At 45.6% G+C, this 12,039-nt stretch carries 12 protein-coding genes; 3 read left to right on the forward strand and 9 right to left on the reverse strand.

Annotated features, from left to right (window positions below):
* Window positions 1–683: 683 nt before the first annotated feature.
* Complete coding sequence (locus ACZ5QV_RS05760) at window positions 684–1,646, forward strand: hypothetical protein (protein ID WP_464601628.1); 963 nt, start codon at window positions 684–686, stop codon at window positions 1,644–1,646.
* On the forward strand, window positions 1,643–2,314 hold the full coding sequence (locus ACZ5QV_RS05765; RefSeq protein WP_464601629.1) for a hypothetical protein: 672 nt from the start codon (window positions 1,643–1,645) through the stop codon (window positions 2,312–2,314). The genes ACZ5QV_RS05760 and ACZ5QV_RS05765 overlap by 4 nt, the downstream gene beginning before the upstream one ends.
* Window positions 2,315–2,811: 497 nt before the next feature.
* On the opposite strand, the gene ACZ5QV_RS05770 is transcribed toward ACZ5QV_RS05765, so the two are convergent.
* The 9 genes from ACZ5QV_RS05770 to iscB form a co-directional block, all read right to left on the reverse strand.
* Complete coding sequence (locus ACZ5QV_RS05770) at window positions 2,812–3,645, reverse strand: Rossmann-like domain-containing protein (protein WP_464601630.1); 834 nt, start codon at window positions 3,643–3,645, stop codon at window positions 2,812–2,814.
* Between the two features lie 375 nt (window positions 3,646–4,020).
* Window positions 4,021–4,812 carry a beta/alpha barrel domain-containing protein gene (locus ACZ5QV_RS05775; RefSeq protein ID WP_464601631.1) on the reverse strand — a complete coding sequence of 264 codons (792 nt, stop codon included), beginning with the start codon at window positions 4,810–4,812 and terminating at the stop codon, window positions 4,021–4,023.
* Window positions 4,813–5,093: 281 nt separating this feature from the next.
* Complete coding sequence (locus ACZ5QV_RS05780) at window positions 5,094–6,218, reverse strand: ATP-binding cassette domain-containing protein (protein ID WP_464601632.1); 1,125 nt, start codon at window positions 6,216–6,218, stop codon at window positions 5,094–5,096.
* The gene (locus ACZ5QV_RS05785; protein WP_464601633.1) at window positions 6,215–7,006 is read right to left on the reverse strand and encodes an ABC transporter permease; all 792 of its coding nucleotides are present in this window, start codon (window positions 7,004–7,006) and stop codon (window positions 6,215–6,217) included. The genes ACZ5QV_RS05780 and ACZ5QV_RS05785 overlap by 4 nt, the downstream gene beginning before the upstream one ends.
* Window positions 6,994–7,839 (reverse strand): molybdate ABC transporter substrate-binding protein, encoded by an 846-nt coding sequence (gene modA, locus ACZ5QV_RS05790; protein ID WP_464601634.1) that lies wholly within the window; start codon window positions 7,837–7,839, stop codon window positions 6,994–6,996. The genes ACZ5QV_RS05785 and modA overlap by 13 nt, the downstream gene beginning before the upstream one ends.
* Before the next feature lie 233 nt (window positions 7,840–8,072).
* On the reverse strand, window positions 8,073–8,714 hold the full coding sequence (locus tag ACZ5QV_RS05795) for an NAD(P)H-dependent oxidoreductase (protein ID WP_464601635.1): 642 nt from the start codon (window positions 8,712–8,714) through the stop codon (window positions 8,073–8,075).
* Between the two features lie 174 nt (window positions 8,715–8,888).
* Window positions 8,889–9,464, reverse strand: coding sequence for a flavodoxin family protein (locus ACZ5QV_RS05800; RefSeq protein ID WP_464601636.1), 576 nt, complete (start codon window positions 9,462–9,464; stop codon window positions 8,889–8,891).
* A 58-nt stretch (window positions 9,465–9,522) separates the two neighbouring features.
* Window positions 9,523–9,774: a nitroreductase family protein gene (locus tag ACZ5QV_RS05805; protein ID WP_464601637.1), complete on the reverse strand. Its 252-nt coding sequence runs from the start codon at window positions 9,772–9,774 to the stop codon at window positions 9,523–9,525.
* Between the two features lie 44 nt (window positions 9,775–9,818).
* Complete coding sequence (gene iscB / locus ACZ5QV_RS05810; RefSeq protein ID WP_464601638.1) at window positions 9,819–11,120, reverse strand: RNA-guided endonuclease IscB; 1,302 nt, start codon at window positions 11,118–11,120, stop codon at window positions 9,819–9,821.
* A gap of 474 nt (window positions 11,121–11,594) precedes the next feature.
* On the opposite strand from iscB, the gene ACZ5QV_RS05815 reads away from it, so the two are divergent.
* Entirely contained in the window at window positions 11,595–11,969 is a 375-nt protein-coding gene (locus ACZ5QV_RS05815; RefSeq protein WP_464601639.1) for a winged helix-turn-helix transcriptional regulator, read from the forward strand.
* Window positions 11,970–12,039: the final 70 nt, after the last annotated feature.

Below are 12,039 nucleotides of genomic sequence, written 5' to 3' on the forward strand. Positions count from 1 at the left end.
CAATGCAGAAAAAAAGCAATCATCTATCGGAAAAAGAGGAAGGGTTTTTTAAGGCCCTTCCGCTTTCCGGTTTTTGGGTGCTGGATTTTTAGTCTTTTTTAGCTTTTTAGATTTTTGGAGCTTGTTTTCGGGTTTTTGAACTTCTGGGATTCCTGGTCCGGTTTTGGTTTTTTGAACTTTTGGGATTCCTGGTCCGGTTTTGGTTTTTTGACCTTTTAGGATTCCTAGTTCATTTTAGAGTAACTATTCACATATTAGAAATATTTCAACTGATGCCGAAAAAATGTTTATTACTTCGGGAGTGCGGAGAGTCACGAATATTCTGATCTTCAGGCCGGGGTGGCCGCACGCAATTTTTATTCATATATAGCTTTTCTGGCCAAAGTATCAAAGATCTGATCATAATTAAAGACTGGATATGAGCATGAAAACAGTCAGTTTGATGATCTGGATAGAAAATTTATATAGAGTAACCATAAAGTAATTCATGGAGTTCAAATGTACTTTCCACGATCACCTGAACTCCATAATATCTACCCTAAGAGGTATTATTATGTTAGCTTTGCGAATATTTAAGGCTTGCATGGTTCTGCCTCCGTGGACAACTAAACCGTGAGGTAAACGATATAATGTTACGAAATAGAAAAGTTGCCGTTAATATATTAATTACAGCAGTTTTGATCATGGACATACTGTTCATGCCAGTGGCATCTGCTTATGAAACTCCTGTATATAGTTGGAAGCTGAAAAATACGGTATATTATGGTGGAATAAATGCATATACAGCTGCTACTGTTGGCCGTTTTGAAGCACCATATATTCCTTCGAGGAACGCATATGAATACAATTACCGTATAACTGGTGTGGGAGAAACACGTACTTCTAGCGGGGGATCTACCGCAGCGTGCAGGATTCAGGCTGTTGAAATAAAAGAAGTAGAAAATAAGGCAAACCAGGCAATGTGGACCAGCACGGACTCACAGTACATAGGCGCATGGCCCAGACCTAACGGTAACAGCGCTTATTATGCAAATGTTGCCTATACAATATCTTCTATTGCAATCAGTTATATTAACTCTTATGCAAGTTTTGCTATTTCAGCGGCAACTCTTGTATCTTCTATGCTCAGTGGCTGTGATGAGGAATCCAACGGGGAAACGATACGGCGAGAGTGGGAATATGATCAAGATAAAACAGACGTTGGACATTTTTTCTGGTGGCTTAATGACATCAAGCCAGGTCAAACTGTTAAATTTTCTGTGGGGGACTACTTATTTGGTCCATCCTATGAAATAGTAGGTGTTAAATGGACATTTACGGTAACAGCTCCAAGTCGTGCACCAAGTGAAATGACTGAAGCAGAAAAGGAAAAGTACGGGATAGAAGTAATTCCTTTAAATCAACTGAAGGCGCGTTCCAGTGAGCTTAATCTCGCACCGGAAACAGTTGAAGAGTTGATTGAATATGGAGAACCTGTGTATGTTGCACACAACCCTCCTGTAGAAGTGGTTTCATGTGAACCTATTGATAAAGAAGAAGTAATCTCTAAACTTCTGGAAGGTGGTAAGCATTCAAGGGAGGAGTTGTTCGGTCCTGAAAATCCGTTTGGTAATAAAACAAATAAAAGTGAGGAATCTCTCTCTTGAAAAATAAACTCTGGACTGTTTTAATAGTTGCTATATCCCTTGCAACTATCTTATTTTTCTTTCACGAAGTTGATAATCGTTCCAATAATCCTTCTGTAAATAATTGTGGTGGATTTGACAGGAGGCCTGCCTCGCAAGTACTTTATGAAATATGCATGAATGATGGCGAGTTTCAAAATCTGACAAAAGGAAACTATGCAGCTGTAAATGCAGATGGAAATATCTTCAATGAATCAGGGGAATCCATAGCATATATCCGGGTCAACGGCTCGTATATTCACGAAGTAATTATTGAGATGCAAAATGGTACATTAAAAACCATTGGACCGGATAGCTCTCTGGAGGGTCTTTATAAGGAAGCTGATTTCCTTCAAGGGTCCGTAATATCCATTCATTCGCAAATCACTGGTGGAGAAATCTACGTGGTAGCTATAGATACACCAAATGGGACCGTGAAATCTATAGAGAAGGTGAGCGAGTTGCCTGAATGGACAGGAACTGAAGAAGTGGTTTCAGAAAATGAACCTGCTGATAAAGAAGAATTAATTTTCAAACTTGTGAACATAACTGGTTACTCCAGAGAAGAGTTGTTTGGTCCTGTAAATCCGTTTGGCAATAAATCAAACAAAAGGGAGGAATCTCTTATGAAGTGTATAACTATAGAGTAACTATAGAGCATGATTTTTGGAAAACGCCACCTGTAATTTGGCATGAAAGTCGGGCGTACTTTCATTTTTTGTGCCTATGATTCGGGAATTTCATGTGCGTTTTTTCTGGAAAATCCGGCCGACTTTGCGGCCTGTGAGAGCCCCAGTCTCTCATACATCAATCCAAAAAACCCGAGCCCTGTTCTGAAAAAAACCGTAACTATTCAGCCTATCAAAATCAGGCTATTGATTATGATTTTGACGAATTAGAGAAGTCTTATTACTAACTGAGATAATATGAAAAAACACAATCAACCACCAACAATTAAAGAAAAGGCATATGCTGAAATTTGCCCATTGAATCTTACTAAAGATGGCTATTGATGTTGTTTTGCCTAGGCTGAATAGTTACAAAAAACCTCAAAACCTCTGCCGGCCCTGAAAAACTCAAATCCAAAAAAGAAAGATGGAAGCCCACTGAAAGTGGCTTCCAAAAACCAAAAAGACGGGAAAATAATTCAGTTTTCTTTCCTGAAAGCCACCTTTTCTCCGCACCCGCGATGAAGTTTTTTGGTTCCTCCACCTTCGCTGAGCACGGTTAACATACCCTCCGTATTCGTAATCTTCGTGCCCATAAGGGCCGTAACCCCTCTCTCAAAGAAGGGCCTCGGGTAAAGTGGTGCACTCGGCCCGAGCAGTATAACCTCCCTTGCTTTTCCGGAAACCGCAAATTCAAGAAGCTCGTCCACGGTCCCGTTTGCAAGGGTGCTTGCACTCAGGATTACAACGTCCGAGGCAGGCAAAACTTCCCCGGCCTTTTCGGATGCCAGGATTTTGACCTTCGGGCTTTCAACTTCCCGCTTTTCAAGCACTGTCAGGCTCCCGGCCTTTTTCAAAATAGCCGGAACCAGAGGCTGGAAGTACCCCACCATCGAGACTCTGTCCCCAGGCCTGATAAGGTCCAGAACGTCCAGATCTGAAACCGGGAATGTTTTTTCCTTGTCCACGTATTCTGAATCCAGCAGCCGGTGAGCAAGAGCATTAGCAGCCGCTATCCCCACGGCCGCCTGAAGGGGGCCTTTTGATAAGGCCAGTTCGAGCACCTCGTCTACGGGGCTGCCTTTCAGTTTTCCCGCAAACCCCACGGCCGGACAGCCGGAAAATTCGTAAAGCGGAGTACAGTCCACGCCTCCCCAGCCGCCGGAAATTTTCACTCCCGTATAAGCCAGACCGATACGGACGTCTTCGGCCTTAATCTCTTCCAGAGCCGAGCCGAATTTTTCCCTGAGTTCTTTTACAAGGGTGGGTATGACCCTGTTTTCTTCAATTTCCTCTTTTTCCTGTTTCTCCACAGCTTCTATATTTTCCGGTATCGCAATCCCTCCTTTATAATTTAAAAATGAGTTTTATATATTTCAAATATTTTTGTTTACGATTCCTTAACCACCCGAATTCCGCTTCGGGATCACAGGAAATCGAAGATTTCCTGGGAGTTGCGATGAAATCGCAACAGCACGGGGTCCTTTTCGCTCGCTTTGCGAGCTCAAGAGGACTGAAAAACGCCGGAAAACCGTAATTGCCGTCTTCCGGGAGTTCTTTTTCCGTGTGTTCCGTGTGTTCCGTGGTTTGAATGCACACACCAAATGTTTTTGCCAACAAAAACACAATCTATATGGCTATGAATCAATTCACAAACTGAAAATCTGAAGTTATATTTTTTCCATTCCTCAGATTCTTTCAATCTTCGTTGTAAAGTCCAGCGGCTGGGCGTAGTAGGGGGCGGTTGTAACTATTATATCCACGTAAGGTGCGTATTCCGGAATTTTATCCGCTTTTATCCCACCAACGGCCAGTTCGAGTTTAGGGTTGAGTTTCTTGAGTTCGGGCCCAAGCTCCTGAAGTTCCTCAGGGGAAAGGTGGTCAAGAAGCATTATATCTGCCATCTCGGCGTACTTGAAAGCTTCTTCCCTTGACCTGGGTTCGATCTCAATCTTTTTCAGGGCCCGGAGTTTTCCCAGATCTCCTGCAACACCCAGGTGGTTCTGGCTGAGCTGTATAGAGTCACTGAGGGAATTTCTATGAACATCGGCTCCTCCGGCTCGGACGGCTTTTATCTCATATTTGCGGGCTCCAGGGTGGGTTTTTCTGCTCGTTGCTATCATCACATCCGGGTTTGCCTTCCGAGCCGTGTCTGCGAAAGAGGCCGCTTTTCCGGCGATTGCGCACATGATGGAAAGGAAGGTCTGGGAGACTCTCCACATCTTAAAGAGGGTTCTAAGATCCCCTTCGGCTTCAAAAATAGTGGCTTCAGGCTCAAACGGCTGGCCGTTTTCAAGGTAGGCGGTGACTTTCAGGCCTCTTTTTTCGTAATAGGCGGCCAGATCGTCCGTGCAGGCCGAGACTCCTGCTTCCCTGGACCTAATTTTAAGGGTTCCTTTTCCTTCAAGTTTCAGCAGGTCCGCGCTTTCGTCCTGATAGGGACAGTCTTCAAAAAAATACAGTTCAAAAAGGTCTATCATATTTTTTGTGTCTCCCTGGTTCTTAGGTCTAATATGATCTCAAATATTTTTGTTTACCATTTATTAACCACGGAACACACGGAAATACACAGAAACCGGCCTGATGGCCGGTGGATTACCGGGTTCCTAAAATAACTATATTCAAAAGCAACTCTGGATAAAACACCAGAGTAACCGTAATTGGCATATCCATACATTTTTTTTTCCGTGTGCTCCGTGTGTTCCGTGGTTTCTTTTTTCGAGATTATTTGGAATATTCTGAACCTGACTATAATCTCAGGTCATCGAATTATTTTGACATTTGCTGCCTTGAATATGGCATAAACTTCTTTCCCGGCTCCAAGGTCCATAAGCTCACAGGACGTGGGAGTTATCACGGCTCTGAGTTCGAGGCCAGAGGCTGCTCCTGTTCCTGTTTCAAGTTCCAGGTTTACGCTTACAAGATGCTCCTTTTTAACAAGCGTTTTCACCCTGCCCTTCAGCATATTCCGGGCCGAGCTTTCAAGAGCTCCTCCGGCCAGGATAATTTCCTCCGGCCGGATTGATATGCTGAGCTCTTCTCCGGGCTCTCCGGGGTCGCTGGAGTAAAGGGTCAGGGAATGTTCCGACCCGATCCCCGGTCCCAACCCCGGATTTTCTCCTCCTGTTTCAAGAACAGTCAAATTTCCTTCTCTGGACTGGACTCTGCCTTTAAGCAGGTTCGTGCCCAGAAATTCAGCCACGAAATCCGGGGACGGGCGCTTGAATACGGTTTCAGGTTCCCCTTCCTGCATGACCTCTCCGTTTCTTATGATAAGCACCCAATCGGCCAGGGCCCAGAGGTCATCAAAGTCGTGGGTAACATGCAGCACGGTGGTGCTGTACTCTTTGATTGTTTTTTTCAGGACTTCCCGCAGCCTCTCCTTTGTCCTCACGTCCAGAGCACTGAAAGGCTCGTCCAGGAGCAGGAGTTTGGGCCGAACGACCAGGCCTCTCGCAAGGGCCGTCCTCTGCTTTTCCCCGCCGCTCAGGGTGGTGGGTTTGCGGGCCAGGAGGTGGGTAATTTCCAGAAGACCTGCAATGCGCCCGACCTCTGCTTCGATCCGCTTTTTATCCTTCACTTTTTTCCGGAGGGCGTAGGCGATGTTCTCAAAGACCGTCATGTGGGGGAAAAGCACATGGTCCTGATAGACGATGCTGATTTGCCTCTTATCAGGCGTAAAGTCCGTAATGTCCCTGCCTTCCAGGAAAACCCGGCCTTTTTTCGGGCTGTAAAACCCTATGAGGGTTTCCAGCAGGAGAGATTTTCCACTGCCTGAGGGGCCGATTACAGCCACGTAATCTCCTTCTTCAGCCCTGAGACCAATATTTTTTAGCTCAAATCCTCCCACGTCAAGGTCCAGGCCCCGGACTTCTAGAAAACTCATTGAGTGGCTCCTTCAAAGTGCTCGAAACAGAGTATTGCGAAAAACGCTATTGCCATGAGCAGGACCCCGCTTGTGATGGCCATCTCCAGGTTTCCGTAGGAAATATTCAGGTAAAGGGTGACCGGCAGGACTTCGGTGTGCATGTAGGAACCCCCGGCCAGGATCAACACGGCCCCAAAGGCCCCGATACAGCGAGCAAAGCTTATGACGGTCGAGGCAAAGAGCCCGCCTTTGGCCATGGGGAGAGTCACGTTCCGGAAAGTCTCAAATTCCCCGTAGCCGAAACTTCGCGAGACCTGTTCGTAGCGGCGGTCGATGCTTTCGAAGGTGGAGTAAATGACCCGGACCGCATAAGGGAAGGCCACGAAAAACTGGGCCACGACTATTCCGAGTTTGCTGAATGGGACCCTTATTCCAAGCTCTTCGAGTCCCATTCCCAGTGGGGTCTGCCCGAAAAGAAGCAGGAGGGCAAGCCCCAGCACGAGTTCCGGAAAAGCCATGGGGAGCCCCAGGATGGCTTTTACCAGGCTTTTCCCGAAAAAATCGAAACGAGAAAGAGAGTAGGCCGTGGGGATTGAGAAAAACATGACTGAAAAGGTTGAAACGGAAGCCGTGAGCAGGGAGAGCTTCATGGAGTAGAGCATCTCTTCCGAGAGGAGGGCCTCAAGGAGTTCAGAAGGTTTTAAAATAAAGGGGAGGGTCCCCACAGCCAGGAAAAGCAGGCAGGTAAAAAAACAGGCTATGCCTGTGCTTACGTTCCTGAACGCGGAATGCCTCATGAACTGCATGGCTTAAAGCCCCATTTTTCCCAGGCTTCTCCGGCTTCCTCGCTTGCGATGTAAGTGTTAAAGGCCTCCGCGAGTTCAGGTTCTTCGGAGCAGGTCGAAACCGCGGTTGGAATGGTCTTGATTGTGTTTTGTTCGGCCGTGATGGGGACCGTTTCAAGCTTTCCGGAAGCTTCGCCCCAGTTTGCCATGTCCTCCCAGATAATGGTCGCGTCGGCCTGTTCGGTTACGATGTAGATAAGGAGCTGGTTTACGGTCGCGGTCCGGACAATTGTGTTATTCTCGACCCCGACCAGGATCCCGCAGTTTCCACAGATCTTTTCCGCAACTTTTCCTATTGCAGGGCCTTTTGGGTCTCCGAGAGCCAGTTTCAAACCGGGGTTTCCAAGGTCTTCAAGCCTGTTTATGTTTCCGGGATTTCCCTCAGGGACCGCGATTACGGGGACGTGCAACGTTAGGTTTGTGACGCTTTCGTTGAGCACGTAGTGCCGGCTCATGGCCTGTTCCGTGTAGTAGTAGGCCCCCGGGATGAAGACGTCACACTGCCCGGCTGCCAGGATGCCGAAGATTTCAGCACTTCCCCCGTACCGGACCTGGATGTCGGCTCCGGTCTCGTTTTCAAACTTAGCGACCAGTTCGTTCATGGGTTTTATCAGCCCGGCCCCGGCACAGACCGAAAGTTCTTTTCCTTCAAACGGTTTTGCCGGATTTTCCGATATCTGGTCTGAAGCCGGATTTTCCGAAACCGGGCTGGTAGAAGCTTTATCCGCACAGCCTGACCCGGCCGCCGTAATCAGCAGTAATAAAATTAAAGTAAATGTGCAGAGTTTTTTCATAGAGACACCTTCATAAATATGAGCTTTACTTCCGCAGTATGAGATTTAAGGGTTATGTTTGAAAATACATAACGGGTTATAAAGGTTTTTATAAAAATAAGAGTGTCTAAAAATTGAGAAATAATTAAGGAAATAATTTAATCAGTTATGTCAAAAAAGTATTTTCTTCAATCTTCTTTTTCAGCGAATGTTTTTATTAAAAATTTTAAAATGGCGTTTTTTGAGAACTTTTTTCAGAGTTTTAATAATTTTTGTCTGTACCTTTCAAGCTCTTCCGTGCCCTTCTCCCTGGAATAGCCGCTCGCCTCAAAGTTTATGTGGGAGGGCAGAACTTCCAGCCCCACGTATTCGAAGATGCAGTGCGTGATGTATTTAAAAAGTTCGTGAATATCCCCATGAGCCCCGCCTTTTGAGTACCATTCATCAGAGGCTCCCGTGCTCATGACAAGCATTGCGGCCTTTCCTTTCAAAAGTCCGGTTTCGTAGGCGCTCTGCGTGATCGGGTTAAAGGCAAAGCCCGGGGCAAAGACCCGGTCTATCCAGCCTTTCATGATTGCGGGCATGGAGGTGAAGTAGACCGGGAACTGGAAAATAAGGAGGTCGGCCCATTCCACTTTTTCCATTTCGGCCTTGATATCAGCCGAAAAGGCCCCTGTTTTTGAGGCGTGGATTGCTTCAAGGAAAGGCTTGAAGACCTCTGGCTTTTTTCGATCCGGGAAGTCTTCGGCGTCAAGGATGGCTTTGAATTTCATTGCATAGAGATCCGAGACTTTTACTTCGTGACCCTTTTCCTTCAGGGCGGAAAGGGCTGTATCTTTTAAGGCAGCGTTAAATGACGTTGGTTCTTGGTGCGCATAAACGTAAAGAACTTTCATATTCTCCCCCGAATAGAGATTGGTGTGGGGGTATAAAAGAGCACTGTGCAAGGCCGGTTTCCTCCCTGCAAAGTGATACGGTAAAAAAAGGTAGGTAGAGGTCCTGCAATTGTTGCAGGGAGACCGGGGTCCCTATGAAAAAGGTTCGAGAATCCTGCTTTCGTAGCTGGAAATTTAATCATTAAGTTTCTTCAAAAGCCAGGCCATATTCTGGCCCAGGGTTTCCATGGTCTGGATGCCTTCCTCATCTCCTTCAACGTCCCCCTCGGCGAGGCCTATTCCCATGTTCCAGTAGCTGGAGCCCGGAATAATCATCTGGGAGATGGTGAAGAGGTGGTTTATGGAGTCAAAGGCATGGATTGAGCCGGCCCTTCTGACTGCCACTACAGCTGCTCCCACTTTCCGCTTAAAAAGGGAATCATTTGCAATTGCGACCATTCCCGCCCGGTCGATCAGGGCTTTGAGTTCAGGAGTAAGGTCTGCAAAATATGTAGAGCTGGCCAGGATAATTCCGTCGGCTTCTACCATCTTTGCGATGCAGTCGTTGATTATGTCTTTGTCAATGACACATTTTTTGTCCTTATTCTCGAAACATTTCATGCAGGCTGTGCAGCCATGAATGCTTTTTCCGCCAAGTTGCACCATCTCAGTTTCTATTCCTTCCTTTTCGAGTTCCGAAAAAACATGCTCTATGAGCTTTGCTGTGTTCCCCTCTTTTCGTGGGCTTCCGTTAAATGCTACTACTTTCATTTTATTTTCCCTCCACTCTCTTATAAAAAATATTGATGTCTACTAAATAGCTGACGTTTTATTCTTTTCTCTCGCCGTACCTGTTATGATAGACTTTTTCTTCCCTGTAGCGGTCCTGTGGCTCCGCTTCTTGGGCAGGATATCCTATCGGGACAAAACCCAGGGGGATTACGTGTTCCGGCAGCCCAAACGCTTTTCTGAAACCCTCTACCCTGTCTTCCATGGGATAAATCCCGGTCCAGACCGCCCCCAGGCCCAGGGCATGGGCCGCAAGCAAAAGGTTCTGAGTTGCTGCCGAACAGTCCTGCATCCAGAACCCGGGGACTTTTTCCTGAGTTGTATCCCCACAAAAATTCAGGCAGGGAGCCCGGTTGCTTTAGCGCCGGGAGGAATGCCGCACTTCTCTGTTGAATATTCATAACCATCTGTCCTCTGTAATACTTTGAAGTATTTTTTATTAATTGAGATCCTTTTCCCCTCTTTGTTTTTGATGTCGAAACTACCCGATTTTCTACAAGCAACGGAACCAAACCATGTCCCTTTGTACTTGCCTTTGGGTACAACCGCCTTGACTGTATCGCCAGTTTGAAAACCAAAAAAGGTTTTTTGCCTGGGAAGGTATGAACGAGGAAAGCCGTACTTATCGAGATTTGTTCTTTTATACTGCCCTCTTCCTTTTGCTTTGATATGCAGGACGGTGTTTGTTGCAAAATTGATTTTTTCTGGAGTGGATTCCCCTATACAAATAGCATCAAAATGGTGATCTTTGGGTAGACCTATCTTGATTCTGTTCATTTTCGTCCTTGCACCTGTACCACATTCTACAGGAAGTCCTGTTTTAGTCAATGCCTCGAACACTTTCCATCGGGTGGCATTTATAATTGCAGCATCTTTAAGCGGTTTTTTGACTAAATCATATACTTCCGGGTGTCCAAATTCTTCTGCGGTTTTATTACCTTTTTCCTGGTTGCATTCTCTGCAAGCTAAGGTTAAGTTGGAAATTCTGTTTGAGCCCCCTCTACTTTTAGGAACGATGTGCTCAATCTCCAAAGGAACGTTTTCGGCTCCGCAGTAAACACATTTTCTACCAAACTTTTCAAGCAGGTATTCCCTTACCTCATACCCTTGAAGCTCTCCCTGCTGATACTCAATTCCGCTGATCTCCGGGTTTTGCATAAGTTGAGTGTCAAACTTGCAATTCTCATAGGAAATATGTGTCAAAGGACAGAGTTCTCTGAGCCTATTAGTCCAATTTTCGATGTTGTCAACACGGCTTTGCAGGGATGGAGGCAGCCAGCCTTCCCGCCTTTTACGGTTCATAAACCTTGGTTTTCGATAACGGGTTTTTCTATTTCTCCGGTTTCTTCGCATTGCTCTTCTGTCCTCAAGTTTTGTTTTAATTCCTGTTTTATGGTGCAGTTGGGCAGTCCAGATTACCGTTGAACCGTTTAGAATGGCCAGACCTGTATGGCGGCTTCCATAATCTATTTTCAACCGAAGTTCTGACTGATCTTTAGAATCCTTTAGCTCTTTAAGCCGGATTGTGAAAGGATACTTTTTGTGGATAACCGCTTGTCCTGATTTGAGCAGTTTTCTGGCAACCGCTTCATGGCAGGGACTTAACGGTTCTTTGTTTCTGTTCAGTACGAATATCATGCTGGATTTCTCCACTCTGCTCTGGAAACAAATTTCCGTAGCAGGTAACGCAGTTTTTGAAACTGTCTCCCCTCGCCAATGTTGGATATGCTTTTCATGTGTAACACACCGTTCCTACCTCTCAGAACTTTTAATGCTACACGATAGAGCTACAAACTGAGGAAGCATTCGTAGGTATCATGACATTTCCAACGTAGTCAATTAAGACTTAGGCTGGTCAACCAGGGCTTTTGCAAGCCCCACTGCTTTAGCGTGAGGTAGTTGACCTTGTATGAATCGCTTCTAATGTGTCCGTATTCTGGCCTCCTTTCGTATTGAATTTCTGTTGAATAGTAGAGGGGCTTCTTTTTGGGAACTTATTTTATACTTTTAGTTTAGATTTTTGTCTTCCACTTGCTTATTTGAAGCAACTATATTTATATACCATACAATCAACCAGGATACTTACTTACAAAAATGATAGCAAGGGAGTTTATGGTAAGCGAAGAAAAGAACCTTAACGGAAGAAACGGCAAGCAGTACCACTGTCCCGTGGAAGCGACCCTGGATGTTATTGGGGGAAAATGGAAACCTCTGATCCTCTGGGCTTTAAAGGAAGATACCCTGCGTTTTTCCAGGTTGCAGAAAAATCTGCATGGAGTGTCCCCTAAAATGCTCACAAAACAGCTTAGGGAACTTGAAGAAGATGGACTTGTACTGAGGTTCGTATATCCCGAGATCCCCCCAAAAGTAGAATATTCTCTTACATATTTTGGAAAAACCGTGATTCCTGTCCTGGAATCCCTTTGTGACTGGGGAAGTAAGTACCTGGGAAAGGTTTGCTTTTTGGGTGAAAAACCAGAAAGTTAACTATGTTAATTCAATTAAATTTAAAAGATATGGCCAATGTTTCAAAATAGCGTCAACTACCCCCCACTAA

The sequence above is a fragment of the Methanosarcina baltica genome, from assembly GCF_055394095.1.

What these genes read in the sequence shown, in the direction of transcription:
- ACZ5QV_RS05760 (WP_464601628.1), top strand. Translation starts at nt 684, where the DNA reads ATGGACATACTGTTCATGCCAGTGGCATCTGCTTATGAAACTCCTGTA.
- ACZ5QV_RS05775 (WP_464601631.1), bottom strand. Translation starts at nt 4,812, where the DNA reads ATGATAGACCTTTTTGAACTGTATTTTTTTGAAGACTGTCCCTATCAG.
- ACZ5QV_RS05780 (WP_464601632.1), bottom strand. Translation starts at nt 6,218, where the DNA reads ATGAGTTTTCTAGAAGTCCGGGGCCTGGACCTTGACGTGGGAGGATTT.
- ACZ5QV_RS05785 (WP_464601633.1), bottom strand. Translation starts at nt 7,006, where the DNA reads ATGCAGTTCATGAGGCATTCCGCGTTCAGGAACGTAAGCACAGGCATA.
- modA (WP_464601634.1), bottom strand. Translation starts at nt 7,839, where the DNA reads ATGAAAAAACTCTGCACATTTACTTTAATTTTATTACTGCTGATTACG.
- ACZ5QV_RS05795 (WP_464601635.1), bottom strand. Translation starts at nt 8,714, where the DNA reads ATGAAAGTTCTTTACGTTTATGCGCACCAAGAACCAACGTCATTTAAC.
- ACZ5QV_RS05800 (WP_464601636.1), bottom strand. Translation starts at nt 9,464, where the DNA reads ATGAAAGTAGTAGCATTTAACGGAAGCCCACGAAAAGAGGGGAACACA.
- ACZ5QV_RS05805 (WP_464601637.1), bottom strand. Translation starts at nt 9,774, where the DNA reads ATGCAGGACTGTTCGGCAGCAACTCAGAACCTTTTGCTTGCGGCCCAT.
- iscB (WP_464601638.1), bottom strand. Translation starts at nt 11,120, where the DNA reads ATGATATTCGTACTGAACAGAAACAAAGAACCGTTAAGTCCCTGCCAT.
- ACZ5QV_RS05815 (WP_464601639.1), top strand. Translation starts at nt 11,595, where the DNA reads ATGGTAAGCGAAGAAAAGAACCTTAACGGAAGAAACGGCAAGCAGTAC.